We start from the raw sequence: 21,257 nt of genomic DNA, 5'->3' as shown, positions 1-21,257 counted from the left end.
AATACCGAGCCACTTTTACATCGGCTTTGCTGTAAATAATTGCATGGCGATTAGTAGGATCTCATGCTTCAACCCTTTCCCTTCTCCTTTTTTACCATCTGGTTTCCAGTGTAGCCATGGCTCTTTCATCTCCGGCAGTGGCTCTTTCGGAAATTGTTCATTCAACTTCTTAATGGGTTCGTATACTTTATTTCCGATCTCAACTTGTTGTGCAAACGACATCTCGCTCCAATAGTTTGCAGGTCTACCTATCGCTTTATCGTGCTCCGCTGTAACTGGATCTAGATGCCTAAACCCCTCATATTCTGGCGACTCAGGGAGTGGTTTACTTTTATCCATAAAGCGACGGATATCTTCAAATAAAATTAGGCACTCTATCGGGCTACGAGGGTTCTCATCAACAATGGCAGTAATTTTGGCTTTGGGAAATTTCTGCCCATTTTTATGGCTAATGATTGGCGCATAGGTCATTGCACCATACTGATCTGTAGTTACACGTTGATAGCGTAAGTTTATCTCTGAGTAACCAAAGCAACAATGCCCAAACTCATCTCGCTCAGTACAATGAGGTATATCCAAAGTAAACGATACTTTTTGTTTTTCTCTATCAAAATAAACGCATTTTTCTCCAACGAAGGTCGACAAATAGGGCGTAAGATTGACTAACACTAAATTTATCACCATTAGTAGCGCTATTAGCTGAAAATGGTATGCTTGAAGCTCTCCCGAAAAGAGAGCAACGAGCATTGCACCTACAAATATAATCATAAATGTTAACGAGATAAGAAAAGGGCTTAATAATACCACTCTAACAATCGAGTTACCGCTAGCAAAACTTTTAAAACGATGTGGTTCATTAAATCGCTTATCATAAATGGTATCAATCATACCCGCTGTAAAGCTTACGCCTGCCCTTTTGTTGTAAGCTCCAAATGTATTTGCATTCAGGTAGCAGTTGTAATGAAAAGAATCAAGCATAACTCTCCTTGTATTTTTTGTTCCTTGAAGTTTTTAACTTCTACACTTTTTTGACTACCATCAGCTTAACTGATCTTGAGTCTGTTTTTACATTGGTTTTGCTGTAAATAATTGCATGGCGATTAGTAAGAACTCACGCTTCAAACCTTCACCCTCTCCTTTTTTACCATCTGGTTTCCAGTGCTTCCACGGCTCTTTCATCTCTGGCAGTGGCTTTTTAGGAAACTCCTCATTAAGCTCGTAGATTGGTTCATATATTTTATTCGCTATCTCTAACTGCTGTTCGAGTGACATCTCGCTCCAATAGCTCGCAGGTCTTCCTATCGCTTTATCATGCTCCGCTGTAACTGGGTCTAGATGCCTAAACCCTTCATATTCAGGCGACTCTGGGAGTGGTTTGCTTTTATCCATAAAGCGGCGGATATCTTCAAATAACATAAGGCACTCTATCGGCACTCTTCCATTTTCATTTACGATGGCGGTAATTTTGGCTTTTGGGAACTTCTGTCCATCTTTATGGCTGATTATTGGTGCGTATGTCATTGCACCATATTCATTGGTATAAACACGTTGATAGCGTAAGTTTATCTCTGAGTAATCAAAGCAACAATTCCCGAACTCATCTCGCTCTGTGCAATGGGGTATATCCAAAGTAAACGATACTTTTTGTTTTTCTCTGTCAAAATAAACACATTTTTCTTTTACAAAAGTTGACAGGTAGGGGGTAAGATTTACTAGCGCAAAATTAATAGGTATTAGCCAACCTATTGCTTCGAGCATGTGAAACCATTCCTGTTCGGTGAACACACCAACTATAATCGCTGTTAAAAATATCAACAATGCAGTTGTTGATAAAAGAAAAGGGCTTAATAATACCACTCTAACAATCGAATTACCGCTAGTGCAGCTTTTAAAACGATGCGGCTTATTAAATCTTTTACCACAGACACCAGTTATCATATCTGCTGTAAAGCAAACACCAGCTCTTTTTCTATAAAACCCAAAGGAGTTTATAGTCAAATAATAGTTGTAATGAAAAGAGTCAAGCATCATACTCCCCTTTAGTAGTTATTTCATTGTTAAACCTAAAGCTCAAAGCAAACCTCACCTTGTTGATATAACTTTCATCAACCGAGATAAAGTAGCTTGCCTTAGTCATTTTGTTATTTTTATCATAGGTTGATTTGTAATTATCTAGACCTGTGACTTTTTTTAAGTCTCCTTGTCTTAGTCGGTTATATGGATCACCTCCTAAGCCTGACAAAAAGCTCATTGATAATTCCAGCTCTGAAGTACCGCTAATAAAATCAGATGGGTAGACCTCAACAATATACTTTCCCACGCCTACCTTATTAATTTCCACCACAGGCTTTAAGATTATTTTCATAATATGCAAAAGGTATTTTTGGGGGTTGCTAAAGGCTTTTTCTTCTTTATCTTTGCTTTTTTGTAGTTCCTCAAGTTTAACATTAGCACTACTAAAAATACCGCGTTTACACCATCTTTCTATTTCTGAGTCAGTCCACATTGCGGATAAGATCGCAAATACTATCGAACCAATAAAAAGCATCCAACCAATAGGCCCCATTGCCACAAAATAAGCGCCCCAAAGAGCACTAGCGAGCCCCAAACCGGCTGACATTACCCCAGCTACAGCTGCATCTATATCACGCTTCTCATAAAGCTTTATTGAATCGCAAAATTGCACGTAAGCGGCGGCAACTCCTGCTGCTGCTCCTACAATTCTTAACGCAGTAATTTTAACATTTATATCCGATGTATTTGCGTAATTCTTTGTAATTGCTTGAGTGAATTTTGATTTATCGTAGTTTTCCAACACCGTTCCTACAGCGACTAACCCTCCTACGACTAGAGAAAAATGCTTAGCGCCTTGATAGTCAATTCCACCCTTTTCCTCCGCAAACTCTTTCTCATAGTCCATATAGGTTTTAATGACTGTGATCCCCGTGAGCAAAGCAAGTGGAATAGAGGCAAAGCGTTTTCCCTCAAATTCGGTTACTTGACGTGGTGTATAGTTAATTGTTTTGAGACCTCGTTCCGCTCTTATAATGTTCTCTTCATAAATCTCTTCCCTAGAAAAGTTGGATGCGAGTCTGGTGAGTACTTTACCTCCTACACTCGTGTGATCTTTAAAGGTTCCTTCAATATCAATTACTTCATCTAGCATATTTTCAATTTCAGCTCTCACCACACTTGCAGGCAAGGTTTTAAACGTCTTGTAGCCTTCAAGTTCATTGCGAAGTCGCGTAGCTATCGTTGCAATATGGTTACCATGAATAGGCTTTCCCGCCTTTCTTGCTGCCAAAGCCTTTGTTAAAGCGTGCTCAGATTTAGCATGTTGTTCACCGGCCTCTGGTATCACTGTTCGTTCTTGTTTTTTCGCTTTATCTATATCTCTTTGTTGTATTTTAAAGGCTTCAAACAAGGGGTGCTTGGTCAATGGTGCTGTGATGACTACGCGATTGGCTGGTACATTATTAAAATCGTGCAATTCAATATCACTAAAAGTACTTAAGCTAGCACTTTTTGCGATGGCTCCTACCTTATGATAGAAACCTATATACTGATTGGCATCTGCAAGCGTCCTATTTGCGAAGCTTTGTTGCCAGTATATGAGGTTTTCACTTAGCCCTTTCTCAACTACTTGGAGAAATCTAAGCTCAAGAAATAAAAAGGGATACTCGTTTTTATCTATGTCTTTTTCAAACGCTGCTTGCGTAAGTTTCTCAGGGTTATAAGCACCAAACTCGCTTCGAATATTATCAACGATGTAATTTTCTGATTTTAAATCCTCGCCATACAAATCTTCTTGTGGCGTAAATTGAATGCATAACCATGAGTTATCGTCCGCGTGAAGCTCCGAAGTGAAATCTTTATAACCTTCGTGAATTTTTTTAAGCTTTTCAGCAATAAACTTGCGGACTTGATGGTCAACCAATGCGGGAAAGTAAATAGGGAATGTTTTTTCAGAAATATTTAAGCTATTTAAGTGCCCGTATGCGCATTCAAATGCATTTCGATAAGCAAGCGGAGACAAAAGGCTCAAGTCCCAGTAGGCGGCGGTGAAGCTGGTGGGTGGCGCTATCTGATTATTTCGACAGGTATCCGCCAGATTAATCTCTTTTTGTTCACCGTATTTACCCTCAAAAAAATGAAGAAGCTCCTCTCTAAAGCGTAAAAATTGCTTAATTTTAGTGATGAGGTTCGGTAGTTCTTTCGGCGTGTGGACTAAATGCTTTTGCAGCTTTTCAAGACTTAGGCTCTCGCCTATCTTTCGTGTTGCTTCTGATTGTTTATCATTCTTCGTATATACTAAGTTATGTCTAGTTTCTGGTCCATCGAACCCCCGCACTTGATAAGTTTCCATCTTAGATTCAAAAAGCTCAGGGTTTGCAAACATGGTTGAGGCAAGGAGTGCGGAATCGTAGAAGTCTTGGGAAGCTAGGTGGTTTTGATGCTGCACAAACGCCAGATATAAGACATCACCCTCGAGTTTTAAATTTTGTACAATCCCCAAAACGTCATGCAAATAGATACAGGGTTCGCCGTCTTCGTTGGCTTTTAGGTTTTCAATACTGTCCCAATTGGGGGCTGATGAAAAATCGATGGTTTGCATCCGCTCGCTACGATAGGTCGAGGCTTTACCTTCGTCTGGGCATTTTGACGTCATCGGCTTTTTATCAAAGCGGCTGTCATCAGGTTTCATATCTCCAAGCGCGCTGATGTAATCCCACGACCATTGCACGCGCGAAAAGGCAACTTGATAAGTCATGGTTTCGACAGAAGTTGCGTCTGAGAAGAGGCCTTTTGCGCGAATTGGTAGCGTGAGTCTTGGCATGTGCGTGCCGTTGTTGGGCCTGAAGCTTTGACCGTGATATTCGCGAAGGTCAACTTCACTGAGCATGCCACCTGAAATGGCAGCTATTTCTCGCCACAAATAACCATTAACAAAAAAGTAGTAGTAACCAACCGGCTCATCTTCTTGAAATTCTTTTTGATCTTTAAACATGGGCACGTATTCTGGTGCCTTTGCTTTATTAATATCAAGCGACGCTTCTGAGAATACACGTAACTCTACCGTCTCTACAAAAGGAATTTGGTCATCCGGTTTTGGTGATGACGCTCGTTGAACTTCAGCAAAACCAAGTGGCACTGTACAATCTTTGCCATTTAATCCTTGAAGTTGCAATTCCAGCGTACAAGGTGCTTGCTCGTCGTTGAGTTCCGTATTAAAAATATGTGCGCCCATGCTTTATTGCCCTCCCTGTTCTAGTTTTTTTTGTTGTTTGTTTGCGCCTTGCTTTGTCACGAAATTTCCCTGTGAGATAAGACTACGGCTACTTTGATTATTTAAACCAAATGCACTTTGGATTGGATCTTGTTCAGTACCCGTTGCATCTCTTTTCGCCACTGACAGTGAGCTAGGGGTCGCACCACCAGGTTGATTCAAGGGAGAAGGTGGCGTATTTTTGCTGTTAGAGATCATAAGATCTCCTTGGCGCACGGCGGGTTTTCCTTCGATATACACATCAAAAGAGCTGGTAATAAACTCTGCTTTGCCTTTGATTGTACCGCTGGCAATGCCTTTCTTTTTACCGGGTTGGTCACCTGTGCTTTTTGAAAAGTTACTTTTTATATTGGCTGCAGGGTTACCATTAATTTTTACTGAGCTTGCGGTGCTCGCTGCATCACCCGACTTAGCGAGATTGCTATAAGGAATTGGCACGACAACTTTACCAATTTTAGTCCAGCACACATCTATGGTATTTAGCATGCCACCACTGTCTTTATGGACTGCAGTGCGACCATTAATTAATACGTTTTGGCCGCTTACGATACCGACTTGTTGTGCTTCGCTATCTACATCTTTTTCAATTTGTTCCTCAGTGCCAGCTTGCCATCCTATTTTGCGCTCAACCAAATCTAAAAATGCCCGAGGGTTGTCAATGGGCATGTGCATATCCATGCCAGTTTCTGGCTCTTGATGAGGTAAAATTGGCTCGTTTTTTTCGTCGTTCCACTTGGGCGGTGGGACAATATAGTCACTGACAAACTCGGTTATCATTTCACCCAGCATCATATCGCCATATTTAGCGCGCGCAATCTCATCTATAAATGCGTTTTCACCGCTGGCTTTGTCAGGAAATACGGCTATCCCATTTACACAGCCAATGGCACCATTATTTTTCGCTGCGATAGTAAGCTTTAACAATGCAGGATTATTATGTCGCCACGACACGCTCCCACCTACTCGAAGCGTTGCCGACATTGCATCTTGATCGTACTGAATCGAATCAGGCTCTTTACCTTTTACTGCCGCGATAAAGCTCATAACACACTCCTTGTTAGTCTCTATTTGTTTCCTGATGTAGCACACAAAATCGTTGCCTTAATCAAGAATGAATCAAAAGCCTAAACGTACAAAAATTAACGTAAGATTAAAGTTGGTAATGTTTTAAAAGATGATGTAGTAAGTCCTTCTATTCGATTAGGCAGGCAAACACATACTTAACTTAAATTCGTCCATTCCAATCAAAGTTACACTAATAAATCCGCTCAAAATTCATTTTCGCTCGTTTTTTAAACAAAAAAGTTGCAAACTTCATTGGACAGCGCCGTCAGAACGCTATACTATATGCAGGCTTTAGATACTTAGAGCACTTACTACTGCTGCACTGTTTTTTCTTGATACTCTTTTTTTTAAAAAGTCGTTTATAGATATACCAATGCGTTACTAGCTAAGTTTTATCTATCGCTTTATCGGTGATTTTCACCACATATTTAATTTTTTGAAAAAGGTTTCAATTATGTCTAACACAGTAAACGGCACAGTTAAGTGGTTCAACGAAGAGAAAGGTTTTGGTTTCATCACTCAAGAAAACGGCGGTAAAGACGTATTCGTACATTTCCGTGCTATCGTTTCTGACGGTTTCAAAACTTTAACTGAAGGCCAATCAGTGTCTTTCACAGTTGAAGAAGGCCAGAAAGGTCCTCAAGCAAGCAACGTAGTAGTTAACTAATACGTATTGCTCAGAGCTAGTGCCTGCACTAGCTCTACGAACTCCCCCATTCCTCACTTAGCCTTTCGGCAACATATCTGACAGTAACAACGCAATCCCCAAAAATGACATAAAACCCGCTATATCTGTAATTGTCGTAAGTACAATTGATGAAGATTGCGCAGGGTCGAGTCCAAATTTTTTCAATGCTATTGGTACAATGGCACCTGAGCTTCCCGCAATGACAAGAGACGATATCATCGCCAGCGCAATAACAAGTGCAAGGCCGAGTGATTGACTCCACAAATATACGCCAATGCCACAAGTAACCGCTATTGCTATGCCATTTAACAGCCCAACCATCATTTCTTTTAGCATCACCTGATACCAGTGTCGCGTTGAAATTTCTCGTAGTGTTAAGCCTCGCATCGTTACAGCCAAAGCTTGAGCCCCTGCGTTACCCGACTGCCCAGCCGCTACTGGCAGCAAAATAGCTAAAGCGGTAACTTGAGCAATCAATCCCTCAAATGCCCCCACTACGGCAGCGGCTGCAAATGCGGTTAACAAGTTAATTTGTAACCACGGAAGCCGTTTCTTTACTGCAAACCAACTACTTGATAGGGCTTTTTCGTCTTTACTTGCACCTACCATGGTCTGCATATCACTCGCTAAATCTTCTTTGGTTGACTGATAGGCATCAAAAAATCGGATCTGCCCAACTAGCTGTTGCTGCGCATCAAGTACTGGAATTGCTCGCACTTTGTGCCCTTCAAACGCTTCCACGACCTGATCTTTATGATCCATCACATTTAGCGTGACTCGGATCGGTGTCGCAACCTGCATTAGCGTTTTACTTGAGGAGCTTCCCACTAAAACATTGAGTGTTGTCTCACCCACTAAATCCTGCTGCTCGTTTAATACGTAGATGACGTCTGGCACTTTACCGTCTAATCGCTTCAGCTGCGCGAGCACTTCACGTAGTGTTGTATCTGAGTAAAACGCTTGCACCTTTTTGTTCATCATTCTCGCAGCGGTATTTTCAGGAAAAACCAGCAACTCGCTAAGTTCATTCGCTATGGTTGAATGCTGCTCCTTTAATTTAGCAAGTAGTACCTGCTGCGCCTCCTGCGACTGTTTATTCAAAAGCCCGACCGCAATATGGCTATCTAGGCTCGCGATAAATTGTGCTTGATATTCCACAGGGAATTGCTGGAAAATTTGTTCAGCGGCTCCCGGCGGCAAATATTTCCATAAACGATAAATGATATGTTGTGCCTGCTGTTGTAATAATTCAGCGGCTTCGTCTGGAGGTAAAGTGCCGAGGAGCTGCGCACTTTTGAGCGGAAACTTACTTAAAAACTCATCACTGAGCTGCTCTACCGCTGAATCTAATGTATCTTTTGCTACGCTCATCGCTTATTTCCCCTGACCTTAACTGGCACCAATGTATCTAACATGCTGGCAAACGAACTGGTGTAGGCATCTAACAAATCTAAAGATTCGCTTGGCTTGTCTTGTGTTTCATCCATTCTGACAAGTGCACTTCTCACCCTGTGATGTGGCAATACCCCAATAAAATCACCACTTCGATTAGCAACCGCAACCTGATCTTGTTGTGCCCAAACGGGCGATTTCAATGCACTATGCAACTCGGTATAACCACTTAGAGAAACAACGTGAGTATCCATTAAATCTGCAATTTTCTGTTGCGGCGCTTTGCGAAGCAAATGAGTTAGTGATAGCTGACCCACCACATGGCGATGCTGATTTACCACATAAACTAGCGTAAACCCGATATAGTCACGTTTTTTTAAGCGCAGCAGTGACTCCTCAACTGTCATTGTTTCTTCAAGAATTAATACGTCCGTTTCAACCCATGCTCCCACAGTATAATCAGGGTAGCTAATCAACATCTTACAGAGTGTTTGTCGTCTTACTGAGATGAGGTTAAGAAAACGGGCAAGTTCTTCATCCTGTAAATGCCTAAAGATAGCAGCAATATCAGCCAACTTCATTTTGCCAAGCCATCTCGCAATATCCACATCCGTTTGCGTTATCAGAATTTCCGCTGCACTGCGGGGCTGCATGACTTTAAGCACGTTTAACGCAACTTCATTTGATAACGTTTTTAGTAACTTGGCAGCGACATCTGGCGTTTGCAAAGAAAGTAAGCGCGCGGCGCCTGCCGGCTCCTCTTGTAAAAAGTGTTGCGCAATTTTGAGGTTTAACGCTGACATAGAGCCTCCCTACTGCTTACTTGAATGGCTGTGTGTCGCGGTAATATGTGCCGAGTCCTGCAAAAATTGCCTTGCCGGTATTAGGGTTCTCCCTTTTTGGGTTTCAATCACTAGCATCGTTGCTGTGATTTCGGTGAGCGTACCTGAAACGCCTGCAATTTCAATTTGATCGTTAATTCGACAGTGACGCAGCGCTTGTTTTGCCGCAACGGTATTTGCGATTAGCTCTCGACTCCCAAGACCAAAGGCCAACGCAACTCCTGCACACAATACGCCTGTCAGCACCACCACCATATTGGTCACGAATTGAATATTGATCCCTAATTGCTCAATACCTATTACCGTTGCGGTAAATAGAATCGCGAGCTTGGCTATGTTACCCGCGACTTCAACTCGCGCAAACCCAACGGACTGCGCTCCGGCTCTTGCCATAGCACTGGCCAAATTGCCAAGCAGATAACCACCAACAATAATAAATATCCCAGCGAGTAGATTTGGTAAATAACTGAGTAGCGAGGAGATCCAATCACTGAAGAAGTTTAAGCCAAGGCTGGATGTGGCCGCTGCGATAAAAAACATCATCGTGACCCAAAACACGGTTTTCCCTATTAATCGAGCGTGTTTTAGATTTAGCTGAAGCGTTTGTTCGGTTTGCACTCGTTGACTTAAACCCGCCAATGCACGATTGCAAAGCTTAAATAACGAAATAGTCAGCTTGCTCAATAGCCAGGCCACTATCCAACCGACAAACAGCATGAGTGCCGCACCCAATAGTTGCGGCGTATGAGTCACAAGTTGATTGATTAATTGCTCGTAACTGGCAGATAAGGCGTGTTGCCAATTATCAAAGGTACCCTCGGTGGCCATGTAAACTCCTGAATTCGCTAAAACAGCTTACTTTTAAATCAATACATTCATTGTTATCACAGCGTTAGCCGTTGTCCAGAGAATTCCCCTAAGTCCTAAATATTTAAACTACTAACAATACGTTTGGGAACATTTTTGAGAGAATGGAAGCAATTAAGGCGCAAAAACAAGTACCGTCTTTGCGCCCTAGTTGTTTCTTTACATTGGGTGATATAGCTACCTAAAGCGGATGGTTTCTCGCTCACCCATTTCTTCCGGTTCCACATTTTTGCCCACGGCTAGTTTTAATAAGCCGCTCAAGTCAGGGCTAACATGCCAAATTTCAGCATCGTCCAGTTCAAAACGGAGCATGATAAGCTCTGGGTCATCTTTACCCTTTTCAAACCAACTCTCTGCCTGCCTTGACCAATGGGCATCAAGTACGTCTTGTCTTGTTTCTTCGATTAAGTGTCCGCGAATACAAGCGAATACATTATGCCCTTTACTGGAAAATTGTGCGGTTGCTTTGCCACACTTAGCAATACGATTTGTTTTGCTGGTAAAAAACCAAAACTCGCCGTTGGCGTCTTTATCCAACTGTGCTCGCATTGGCTCATGGTGATTATTGTCATCACTCAAACCAATCATCACATTGGGGCTGCTGTCTAGCGCTTCCCAAAAAGTTTTCTTTATGTCTGACATTATCTTCTCCTTATTTATATCAATTAGCGTCTGCTTGAAACGGCACAAACCCACTCTTTCGATTAATTGATAGTATCTTGTTGCAGAGCCTCAATAATTGCTTCATTAAAAGCATCAAGATCATTTGGATTGCGACTTGTGATCAAGTTGTCGTCTACCGCAACTTTAAGGTCAATCCAGTCTGCACCTGCATTTTTAAGATCGGTTTTGATACTTGGGAAAGAGGTAAGCGTTTTTCCCTCTACCAACTGGGCTTCGATTAACAGCCAAGGGCCGTGGCATATCGCCGCAATTGGACGCTTATTTCCAAACTGTGAAAAGGCCTGTATAAATTTAACCGCAGATTTTTCCTGCCTTAGTCTGTCAGGGTTGAATAACCCGCCCGGTAAAACGAGCCCCGCATATTTACTGGGTATGGCTTCATCCAAGGTTAAATCAACGGCGACTTTCTCACCCCAATTGTCTTCATCCCAAGCGGTAATATCTCCCTTTTTTAATGAAATGATATCAACATTAAATCCAGCGCTTTCAAGCGCCTGCTTAGGTTTAATTAGCTCACTTTGTTCGAACCCGTCAGTGGCTAAGATCGCGACTGAAATATTGTCTGACTCCGTCATCATTCTCTCCTTCAATACGTTGCTGGTGTAGAGGTAGATGCGGATACTTATGCAGAATCAATACCATCATATAACCTTATGAAATATATAAATATTAAAGATTAGTGTATTGATTGGATGTAATCTTTACAGAACAGAGGAATGTAAATCTGGACTAGGTTAGCCCTAGTCCATCTTTATTATAATGAAGAGATAGAGGCTGAGTTTGTGCCAAACTCAAACACGTTCAATTTCCCGCATTGAGCAAAGTGATTATTGCTCGTGTATGGCGTGTCTTGTTGGTTAATATCCCCTTCCCAGCCTTGACCATTTTTAACGAATGCTTTTACTTCAAACCAACCGTTGAATGTTTTGCTACAGTCCATTTCTACTTCCAGCAACCAGTAATGTGCTCCCCATTGATTGAGTGACATGACGCCAAAACCATCGCTATCGTAACGCTTTTCCGCGCCCCAGCTAGCAGGCCACATATTGGTTGTCCAATCCAGAGGACTCCCTTGGGCATCACTAGACTGCCCTGCTTCAGCCGCTAGCCAATCCAGCCTGTTATCAGCCACTTTCCAAGACGCAGTTGTCATGTTTCGCATGTTCAAATGTTTGACAGGTAAAGAGCAAAGCGTAGGGTCGGCGCTACAATCAACCCCGCGCTGCAATGCTGCGGCATGATCAAGGCCACCTCGGACGAACATATCCTGACCAGATTGCGTTTCTGCTTTAATAAAGACTAATGTGCGTTGCCAATCACCAATCTCTGGTGGTGTTGCCAGTTTACTTTGATGATGAATGGCTAAGGCATCCATAGCAGCTAAATTAATTTGTGCGTAACCATTGGTATCAACTTCGATGCTTCTACCCGCGCAGTCTCCTTGGCCGATACCTCCACTTAGCACATCACAATAGGTGCCCGCTGCAAGCCCCGTTTGCAGGCTTTGAACCATACTAGAAGATTCTCGGTTAATAGCGACAAAGCCTAAATCACCTCGGGAAAATGCAATTTGGTTATTACCATTGTCCCACCAATTTGCCACCGTCCAATTGCCATTAGTATGATTTCTAAACTGCATCGCACCTGCAATCATTGGGCGACGATGCTCACACTGCCATAGTTGACTAGTACAGTTGAGGTTAGCGTTTTGATGAACAGGCACCGAAGGGCCGCCAGCATCGGTGTCGCCATTAAACTCGTAACTCGACATCACTTTAGGATAACCATAAGGATATGCCAGCATAAATACATTTGCTAAATCATACAGTTTATCATCATGAAAGGTAACGATAGAGCCTGCACCACCGTGCCCGCGTTGGTTGTCATGATTGTCTGTAAATACCACGGCTTTATAACTTGGCATCATACCCCAAGCTTCGCCAAAGCTTTTTAACCAAGCCAACTTGCCTTGCTTAAATGTCTCACTCAGTTTAATGCTGTATTTAAACTCGGTGACTAAGCCATTTTGATGATATTCAGAAGCAGAAACCGCCTCACCTCCTTGATCAATCACCTCTTGGAAAACGACCGCTGGTTGATTTAACTTGGCTAACACATCGCCAATATCACTTGCAGGCATGTGCTTGCTTGCATCTAACCTAAACCCTGCCACGCCCAGAGACTGTAAATCGTTTAAAAAGCCCGCTAGGATATTTTGTACGTAGCTCGCATCAGTGTCTAAATCATGAAGCCCTACGAGTTCGCAGTGCTGTACTCGCCATGCATTATTACCGTAGTCTTCAGGGTTTATTGCACAGGTGCTATGAAAATCTTGTGGACTATAGATAGGATATTGTTTGTTGCCAAAAGCGTTACCCGCAACTCCGATGCCGCTGCCATGGGCCATGTGGTTTATAACGGCATCAACATAGATGTCTACTCCGGCAGATTTACACCTTGCGACCATATCGGCAAATTCGGCTCGACTACCACTACGACTCGCTATCTCATAACTGACTGGCTGATAACGAGTCCACCATTGATCACCTGTGATATGCTCATTGGGTGGCGATACTTGCACAGCCGCGTAGCCTTTTGGCCCCAAAAATGTTTCACACTCCGTCGCAACATCTGCCCAAGACCACTCGAATAAATGAACGAATGTTGTTGGGTCGCCTTCAGCTGCATGTGCAGGTGTAACGCAACTGGATGTTAACAACACACCCGCTGCAATTTGGTTTAGTTTTATATTTTTCATTATTGCGCCTCTTATTCACACAAGATTAACAATATAGAATTCCTAGCTAAACAATCTACTGAATACGTATGCATTAGTTTTACTAACAAGTAGCCTTACTAAGAAATAGCATAAACACCGAGTAGTATTTTAGCTTCAGCAATGAATGAACTCCTCTAGCAACTGAATCCTTGCTCGCGATATGCGAGAACATGAAAATTGCAATTAACAAAGCAACAACAATTAAATAATTACATAAATAAGCGCTTTAAAATACAAAAAAACAACATTAAATAGTGTTTTTTTCTTATTTTTTATTTTGATAGACATAAAGCTATTGTTACAAATAAAACAAGAATTTCCCTAAGTTTCTGTTTTAGGTTACGAATTTTTATAAGAGTCATTCCAAGCTTCAAAACATCAACTACACTCAAATGACATCTTTGTATAAAAAGCCCACAGAGATGTCATCCGAAGCAGTTCTATAAATGTTATCAACCTAGTAACTGAACCACTCAGGGGTCATTATGATTACACAGCGCTCACTTTTAAGCCGTGTTCGTAAGATTGTCTCTAGCAGCTGCATAGCTGGCAGTATATTTTTCGCCTTAACCTCATCCGCATTTGCACTCGAAAATTGGCAAAAAGTCGAAAGGCTCACACCAACTGACGAAACTACCAATGCAGATGAATTAGTCTTTAAAGTCACCTTTGTTAACGCACATACCGTTGCGCCAACCGCCAGTGACTTTACGATTCTGGGCGATGAAAAAGACACCAATAACGACACAACTATTGATACAGGTAGTAAAACAACCGCATCAATCACACAAGTCACCGTCGACTCAGGTAACAGCTCAATTTACCATGTTACGCTCTCTGGAGGTGACCTTGCCAGCTACAACGGCGTCGTTGCGTTATTGCCTGCGAGTAACTCGATAAGACCTGAAGTGTTCGAAGCCTACTACGTTAGTAACGGCACTGAGCTACCAGCCTCTGATAAACTCATTGTATTTGATTACGCAGATCAGACCAGCGAGCTGGGCAATGGCTACTTTGGAGCAACTGCTGCAGAAGCAAGAACCACAGCAGATGCCTTATGCAAAAGTAAATTTCTACGCAAGCATAACCGTCTAAACAATATTATTGATAGTTCTGCTTCAACAGCAGTAAGTAATGGACCGGTTAGAGCACATGCTGTAATTTCATTCTCTGCATCCGATGACATCGCCAGCCTTGACACTAATTACAGTCTACCTAGTGTTAATGTTTTTAATAGCGGAGGCACTAAGCTTGCTGACGCCAATTGGGATGACTTTGTCAACGGCACACTTAGCGCCCTTAATAGTAATGCGTCCGACATGCTAGAAAATTCGGGCAACGTTAAGTATTTTTGGAGTTTCTCCGATTCGGGAGGCACTTTTAACGCTGCGAATAACTGTTCGGGCGGAACCTCACCTTCTAATACTGTCAAAGGTGTTGCCAACCAAAACGGCAGTTGGTATACCTTAATAGGCAGTGTGCCCTGTAACAACGCACTGAATTTAATTTGTGTCGCATGGCATGAATCAGCCTATTTAGATGCCAATATTTCCAATACCGCACCTACAATTAGTAACTTACCAGCAAGCTTTACTGTGACAGAAGATGTCGCAACTACGGTTGATCTATCAGCGGTCGTCTTAGCTGATAACGAAGATGACAACTTAACGGTTACCTTGGCTCTGGACAGTGGCACCATCGCAAGCACCGATGGCAATGGCACAGTGAGCAGCGTCACAGTGGCGGGAAGTGGCACTGCAAGTATGACATTAAGTGGGTCAGCGGCTGCGCTTAATACCTATCTCGATGTGACGACTAAGCTAAATATCACCACGGAAACCGACAACACAGCGGCAATGACGCTCACGGTTACGCCGAATGATGGTACCGTTGATGGTGATGCAGCAACCAGCACCGTGAACGTCACGGCAGTCAACGATAAGCCAACCTTTACTTCCACAGCGGTCACTGCATCAACTGAGGATTCAGTGTACAAATATTCAATAGCCACCAGCGACCCTGACAAAGATGATATCACCGTTTCTGTCTCGGCTAGCACCCCGCTTCCAAGTTGGCTAAGCTTAAATACAAGCACAGAAGCAACGGTGTCTACACTTGCAGGTCAAAGCTCTGGTTATGCCGATGGAACTGGGACTGCCGCCTCATTTAAATCTCCTTATGACGTTGCAACCGACAGTAACAACAATGTGTATGTTGCCGATTACAGTAACCATGTGATCCGTAAAATTACACCTGAGGGCGTTGTCACTACACTAGCAGGTTCTGGAACCGCAGGCTCTGATGAAGGCACTGGTAGTGCTGCTTCATTTAACTTTCCCAAAGCCGTAACAGTTGACGCTTCTGGCAATGTTTATGTTGCAGATTCTTCAAACAATAAAATCCGTAAGATCACCCCGGCAGGAGTCGTAACTACCTTTGCAGGCAGTGGTTCTCCTGGCAGCACGGACGGAACTGGCACAGCAGCCACTTTTGCTGCACCAACAGGTATCACGATTGACAGCAACGGAAATCTATTTGTCGTAGAAACGAACCCTCATATCGTTCGTAAAATAACCCCTGCAGGCGTCGTAACCACGTTTGCGGGTAGTAAAGGGTCTTCTGGGTTTACTGATGCAACAGGAACATCGGCAAAATTCAACTTCCCCTATAATGGCGGTAGTAGTAGCAACAACGACCTATTTATAGCGGACCGCAACAATCACGCTATTCGTAAAGTCACCTCGGCAAGTGTTGTAACCACTTTTGCAGGAACGGGATCGGCGGGTTCGGCTAATGGCACAGGAACGCAAGCAAGCTTTAATAAGCCATACGATATCGCACTAGACAGCGCCGATAACCTTTATGTATCCGAGCAAACGGGCCACACTATTCGCAAGATAACCAGTGCAGGCGTAGTAACCACTTTTGCAGGAAGTGCCGGAGTCTCAGGAAGTACAGATGGTTTAGCGAGTGTGGCACGCTTCAGCCAACCCTTTGGTATTGCAGTAGACAGCAATGGCATCGTTTATGTTGCAGATACCGGCAACCATCGAATTCGAAAAATATCACCGGCAGAGACGACGTTGACGGGTACGCCTAGCAATGACGATGTTGGCGATCACTATATTTGTTTAATTGTTTCCGACGGTACTGAAACCAGCGAGCAATGCTTTACCATTACGGTTACAAACGTCAATGATGCGCCCGTTGTCGCAACTAACACGGGTTTAACCTTAGATGGTGGTACAACAATAAACATCACGAGTTCAGCTCTGTCTGCAAGCGATGTTGATGACAGTGGTACAGGTTTAACGTACACAGTAACTACCTTGCCAAGTCACGGAAGCCTCTTTGTTGATGCCAACAGTAATGACAGCTTAGACAGTGGTGAAGCGCTCGGCAGCAATGGTACGTTCACACAAGCTGATATTGAAAATGGCAACTTATTTTATGCCCACGACGACTCTCAAAATACGAGTGACAGTTTTGTCTTTTCACTAGAGGATGGCTTGGAAGACGGTGTTACCGCAATTACCAATCAAACATTTAGCTTTATTGTTGAGTTAAATAAAGCACCGGTTATCAGCGGTACTCCAGCGGCGACCGTCAACGAAAACGTTGCATATAGTTTTACGCCTACCGCAACCGACGAAGATAACGACACCTTAACATTTAGCATCACCAATAAACCAAGCTGGGCAACCTTTAGCACCTCAACCGGCAGTTTAACGGGAACACCTAGTTATACCGATGCAGGTGCATACAATGGTATTGTTATTACAGTGAGTGATGGCACAGCCAGTGATACCTTAAATTTTGATATTACTGTCGTCAACGTGAACCGCACACCAAGTATTAGTGGGACACCAGCGACTAGTGTTGATGAAAATAGCAGTTATAGCTTTACTCCAACAGCCTCTGATCCTGATGGAGATACGCTTACTTTCAGTATCACCAATAAACCAAGTTGGGCCACTTTCAGTACCAGTACAGGAGCCTTGAGCGGCACGCCAAGCTTTACTGATGCTGGCGACTACAACGGTATTGTAGTAACAGTTAGCGATGGCAGTGCAACACAAACGCTGAACTTTAATATTAATGTTGTAAATGTGAACCGTTCACCCTCAATTAGTGGCTCTCCATCCACTTCAGTGCTTGAAGGCGGTACTTATAATTTCACACCAACCGCAAGTGACCCTGATAATGACAACCTAAGCTTCTCTATTGCCAACAAGCCGATCTGGGCATCATTTAGTTCAACTACTGGGGCATTAACTGGAACTCCTAACTTCAATCAGGCAGGTACTTACAGTGGCATAGTCATTACAGTCAGTGACGGTAGCGCCTCTCAAAATCTGACCTTCTCAATCGCTGTAACAGATGTAAATCGCGCACCTACCATTACGGGTACGCCAGCAACCACTGTGAATGAGGGAGTAATTTATAGCTTCACACCTACAGCTTCTGATCAAGACAATGATAATCTTACTTTTAGCATTAGCAACGCACCTGATTGGGCAACGTTTAGTAGTACAACGGGTACACTATCTGGTACCCCCTCCTTTAGCGATGGTGGCGAACAACACATCATCACTATTAGTGTCACCGATGGTACAGAAAGTGACGACCTAAGCTTCATAATAAGGGTAATAAACATCAATCGCTTGCCAACTATCAGTGGTACACCCGGCGTGAAAGTCACTGTGGGAGAAAACTATAGCTTTGTACCTGCTGCAACGGATGAAGATGAGGACACATTAAGCTTTACGATCACTAATAAGCCAAGCTGGGCTCTATTCTCAGCATCAACCGGTGAGCTATCTGGTACTCCGTCAGAGACAGATATTGGTACGACTAGCGGTATTCAAATCAGCGTTAGTGACGGTACTGACAATGCGAGTTTACCAGCATTTAACCTTGAAGTGGTTGCAGAGAATACGGCACCAACAGGTGAAAACCTTTCGCTCACTGTTAAAGAAGATACCTCTTTGACTATTCAGCCGACATTACAAGATGCTGAAGATGATACCTTAACGCTGACAATTGGTAGTCAGCCGACAAATGGATCATTAACCAATAATGCTACAGGCTGGGTATATCAACCAGAAGCTGATTTCAATGGGGAAGATAGCTTTACCTATTCAGTGAGCGATGGAGAACTGCAAAGTGATAGCTATACCGTTGCATTAACTATCACAGCTGTAAATGACTTGCCTATTGCCAACAACGATAACTTCCAGCTTGATGGTAGCGCCAACAATACATTCACCCTGAATGTGTTAGACAATGATACGGATGTTGATGGAGATACCCTCATTATTGAAGGCGTAAAGGCAAGTTTAGGTAGCGCAAGTGTGGTTGGCAATACACTACAGTACACTGCGCCAAGTAACTTCGCAGGCTCTGTGACTTTGAACTACGCCATTCGTGATGGTCATGGTGGTCGAGCTAAAGCAAATGCACTATTAGAAATAAGTGGTGCAGTCAATGGTGAACCTCCTGTTGTCACCGCCCCAGCAGATCTAGAGATTAATGCGACAGGGCTATTTACCAAGGTAAACCTGGGTACTGCGACAGCACTTAATAGCAGCGGTGAGCCTTTACCCGTTACGCTTACAGAAGGTAAAACCATATTTGCACCAGGAGAGCATAACGTCTACTGGCAAGCAACAGACGCAAACGGTAACTTAGGAACAGATCAACAGTTGTTGAGAGTGAATCCGCTAGTGTCGTTGAGTAAAGATAAAACCATTGCTGAAGGCAGTAAGGTAGATATTCAAGTGCTACTAAATGGCCCTGCTCCGCAATATCCTGTAACTGTCGATTATACCGTAACAGGTAGTGCAATATCTGGTGTTGATCATGACTTGAGTAGCGGCTCGGTGACGATAAGCTCGGGCACGAAAGCCAACATTTCAATTCAAACAGTTGCAGATGGTGAGTTTGAGGGCGATGAGACGATCACGGTCAGCTTAAATAACGGTATTAACCTTGGTGCAAAACGGGAAACCACTATTACAGTGAGCGAGCAAAATATTGCGCCGGATGTCTCACTAGTTGTGACTCAGAATAACCAAAACCGATTAACCGTTAGCCAAGATGAAGGAATTGTATCTGTCGTTGCAACGGTGGCCGATCCAAATGCTGGCGACACAGTGACGAACGCATGGAAAGTAACAGGTATGACTTCCGATCAATATACGGAGGACACACTGCAACTAAGCTTTAACCCTCAAGAACTGCAAGCGGGGACATACAAGATCACGCATACAGCAACTGACTCTAGTAGTGCGCAAGATAGTGAGAGCGTATTTATTCAAGTGACCCAGTCATTGCAACAGTTATCTGATACGGAAGATACGGATGGCGATCTTATCCCTGATAGTCAAGAGGGTTACGCCGATGATGATGGAGACGGGATCCCTGATTTCCAAGACGCTATCACCGAGTGTAACGTTATGCCTCAGGAAGTAGTGACGCAGGACGGCTTCTTAGTCGAAGGTAACCCTGGAGTCTGTTTACGTAAGGGCGAGTTTACTGCTAGTGGTGAAACCGGTGGCCTACTGATGACAGATGACGAGGGTAATTCACAACTAGGTAACGATGATGATGCACAAATCACTGGCGGCTTGTTTGACTTTATTGCTTACGGGCTACCGAAAGCAGGTCAAGTATATCAGCTAGTGATGCCACAGCGCCTACCTATCCCAAGAGATGCTGTATATCGTAAGTTTAAAGCGTCCTCAGGTCTTTGGGTGAACTTTGTGGAAGACGCAAATAACCTCGTCTTTAGTGCGGAAGGTGAGTCTGGCATTTGTCCTCCTCCAGGAGATGAAAGCTGGTCTGAGGGCCTGACAGAAGGACATTGGTGTGTGCAACTTCAGATAGAAGATGGTGGTATCAATGATGACGATGGTGAAGCAAACGGTAGTATTGTGGATCCAGGTGGTGTCGGTGTACTGCTATCTAATAATCAGATGCCTGTAGCGCTAGACGATACAATTAGTATGAAGTGGAACACTAATATTACTATCGATGTTTTAGCGAATGACACTGATGCTGATGGAGATATGCTCACCGTAGCAAATGCTTCAGCAAGCTTTGGCGATGTACAAATTAATCCAGATAATACTCTGTACTATACACCAAACACGGGGTATGTCGGAGTAGATACGCTGAGTTACGCCATAACCGATGGTAATGGAGGAACCGCAGGAGCGAGCGTAGTAATTACTGTAGTTGCCAATACGGCTCCCATAACGGTTTCCGATGTTGCAACAGTTGTTTCTGGAAAGCCAATTACCATTAATGTTCTAGCAAACGACAGTGATAGCGATGGCGATACGCTGCAAGTAACTGAGGCAACGGCACAGCACGGTAGTGTCGCAGTTAATGCTGATTACAGCTTAACCTATCAGTCAAATGCTGGGTTTGTTGGCAGTGAAACCGTTACCTACACAATCACAGATGGTGAAGCGAGTGTTCAAGGTAGTGTGAATATTACAGTCAACAAAGCACCTACTGATACCGTCACGAACAAGAGTGATAGTGGTAGTATGCCGGTATGGTTGATTTGGCTCAGCCTTGCATTTGTAGTAATTCGTCGGTGGCAAGCTATAACACGTTAACGACCTGAACAGGTTAAAAACCACA

12 protein-coding genes are annotated in these 21,257 nt (G+C 43.4%); 2 read left to right on the top strand and 10 right to left on the bottom strand.

The genetic code is table 11. From position 1 onward, the window contains the following. Nucleotides 1-15: 15 nt before the first annotated feature. From ABMY45_RS05500 to ABMY45_RS05485, 4 genes are all read right to left on the bottom strand, one after another. Entirely contained in the window at nucleotides 16-978 is a 963-nt protein-coding gene (locus ABMY45_RS05500) for a hypothetical protein (protein ID WP_349288556.1), read from the bottom strand. A gap of 87 nt (nucleotides 979-1,065) precedes the next feature. Next, nucleotides 1,066-2,031, bottom strand: coding sequence for a hypothetical protein (locus ABMY45_RS05495; protein WP_349288555.1), 966 nt, complete (start codon nucleotides 2,029-2,031; stop codon nucleotides 1,066-1,068). Continuing rightward, nucleotides 2,021-5,248, bottom strand: coding sequence for a hypothetical protein (locus ABMY45_RS05490; protein ID WP_349288554.1), 3,228 nt, complete (start codon nucleotides 5,246-5,248; stop codon nucleotides 2,021-2,023). The genes ABMY45_RS05495 and ABMY45_RS05490 overlap by 11 nt, the downstream gene beginning before the upstream one ends. Nucleotides 5,249-5,251: 3 nt before the next feature. Beyond that, on the bottom strand, nucleotides 5,252-6,331 hold the full coding sequence (locus tag ABMY45_RS05485; protein WP_174169438.1) for a DUF4150 domain-containing protein: 1,080 nt from the start codon (nucleotides 6,329-6,331) through the stop codon (nucleotides 5,252-5,254). 475 nt (nucleotides 6,332-6,806) lie between these two features. On the opposite strand from ABMY45_RS05485, the gene ABMY45_RS05480 reads away from it, so the two are divergent. Further along, nucleotides 6,807-7,019: a cold-shock protein gene (locus tag ABMY45_RS05480; protein WP_010369631.1), complete on the top strand. Its 213-nt coding sequence runs from the start codon at nucleotides 6,807-6,809 to the stop codon at nucleotides 7,017-7,019. A gap of 57 nt (nucleotides 7,020-7,076) precedes the next feature. Here ABMY45_RS05480 and ABMY45_RS05475 read toward each other — a convergent pair whose 3' ends face one another. The 6 genes from ABMY45_RS05475 to ABMY45_RS05450 all read right to left on the bottom strand — a co-directional run bounded on the left by ABMY45_RS05475 (nucleotide 7,077) and on the right by ABMY45_RS05450 (nucleotide 13,583). Beyond that, nucleotides 7,077-8,411, bottom strand: a complete 1,335-nt coding sequence (locus tag ABMY45_RS05475) for a magnesium transporter (RefSeq protein ID WP_174169439.1) — start codon at nucleotides 8,409-8,411, stop codon at nucleotides 7,077-7,079. Next, nucleotides 8,408-9,235 carry a magnesium transporter gene (locus ABMY45_RS05470; RefSeq protein ID WP_174169440.1) on the bottom strand — a complete coding sequence of 276 codons (828 nt, stop codon included), beginning with the start codon at nucleotides 9,233-9,235 and terminating at the stop codon, nucleotides 8,408-8,410. Before ABMY45_RS05470 ends, ABMY45_RS05475 begins: the two co-directional genes overlap by 4 nt. A 9-nt stretch (nucleotides 9,236-9,244) precedes the next feature. Beyond that, on the bottom strand, nucleotides 9,245-10,102 hold the full coding sequence (locus tag ABMY45_RS05465) for a mechanosensitive ion channel domain-containing protein (RefSeq protein ID WP_010604290.1): 858 nt from the start codon (nucleotides 10,100-10,102) through the stop codon (nucleotides 9,245-9,247). Nucleotides 10,103-10,318: 216 nt separating this feature from the next. Continuing rightward, nucleotides 10,319-10,783, bottom strand: a complete 465-nt coding sequence (locus tag ABMY45_RS05460) for a pyridoxamine 5'-phosphate oxidase family protein (RefSeq protein ID WP_010369644.1) — start codon at nucleotides 10,781-10,783, stop codon at nucleotides 10,319-10,321. Nucleotides 10,784-10,845: 62 nt separating this feature from the next. Then, the gene (locus tag ABMY45_RS05455) at nucleotides 10,846-11,400 is read right to left on the bottom strand and encodes a type 1 glutamine amidotransferase domain-containing protein (protein ID WP_102058483.1); all 555 of its coding nucleotides are present in this window, start codon (nucleotides 11,398-11,400) and stop codon (nucleotides 10,846-10,848) included. 179 nt (nucleotides 11,401-11,579) lie between these two features. Next, nucleotides 11,580-13,583, bottom strand: coding sequence for an alpha-amylase family protein (locus ABMY45_RS05450; RefSeq protein ID WP_349288553.1), 2,004 nt, complete (start codon nucleotides 13,581-13,583; stop codon nucleotides 11,580-11,582). A 506-nt stretch (nucleotides 13,584-14,089) separates the two neighbouring features. Here ABMY45_RS05450 and ABMY45_RS05445 point away from each other — a divergent pair. Then, on the top strand, nucleotides 14,090-21,232 hold the full coding sequence (locus ABMY45_RS05445) for an Ig-like domain-containing protein (protein ID WP_349288552.1): 7,143 nt from the start codon (nucleotides 14,090-14,092) through the stop codon (nucleotides 21,230-21,232). Nucleotides 21,233-21,257: the final 25 nt, after the last annotated feature.

It is taken from the genome of Pseudoalteromonas sp. XMcav11-Q, assembly GCF_040104525.1.
GTDB lineage: Bacteria > Pseudomonadota > Gammaproteobacteria > Enterobacterales > Alteromonadaceae > Pseudoalteromonas.
This window is presented reverse-complemented; position numbering and strand designations above follow the sequence as displayed.

Bases quoted from the DNA above. Each gene is read 5' to 3' on its own strand.
- ABMY45_RS05500 (WP_349288556.1), bottom strand. From the start codon at position 978: ATGCTTGATTCTTTTCATTACAACTGCTACCTGAATGCAAATACATTT.
- ABMY45_RS05495 (WP_349288555.1), bottom strand. From the start codon at position 2,031: ATGATGCTTGACTCTTTTCATTACAACTATTATTTGACTATAAACTCC.
- ABMY45_RS05490 (WP_349288554.1), bottom strand. From the start codon at position 5,248: ATGGGCGCACATATTTTTAATACGGAACTCAACGACGAGCAAGCACCT.
- ABMY45_RS05485 (WP_174169438.1), bottom strand. From the start codon at position 6,331: ATGAGCTTTATCGCGGCAGTAAAAGGTAAAGAGCCTGATTCGATTCAG.
- ABMY45_RS05480 (WP_010369631.1), top strand. From the start codon at position 6,807: ATGTCTAACACAGTAAACGGCACAGTTAAGTGGTTCAACGAAGAGAAA.
- ABMY45_RS05475 (WP_174169439.1), bottom strand. From the start codon at position 8,411: ATGAGCGTAGCAAAAGATACATTAGATTCAGCGGTAGAGCAGCTCAGT.
- ABMY45_RS05470 (WP_174169440.1), bottom strand. From the start codon at position 9,235: ATGTCAGCGTTAAACCTCAAAATTGCGCAACACTTTTTACAAGAGGAG.
- ABMY45_RS05465 (WP_010604290.1), bottom strand. From the start codon at position 10,102: ATGGCCACCGAGGGTACCTTTGATAATTGGCAACACGCCTTATCTGCC.
- ABMY45_RS05460 (WP_010369644.1), bottom strand. From the start codon at position 10,783: ATGTCAGACATAAAGAAAACTTTTTGGGAAGCGCTAGACAGCAGCCCC.
- ABMY45_RS05455 (WP_102058483.1), bottom strand. From the start codon at position 11,400: ATGACGGAGTCAGACAATATTTCAGTCGCGATCTTAGCCACTGACGGG.
- ABMY45_RS05450 (WP_349288553.1), bottom strand. From the start codon at position 13,583: ATGAAAAATATAAAACTAAACCAAATTGCAGCGGGTGTGTTGTTAACA.
- ABMY45_RS05445 (WP_349288552.1), top strand. From the start codon at position 14,090: ATGATTACACAGCGCTCACTTTTAAGCCGTGTTCGTAAGATTGTCTCT.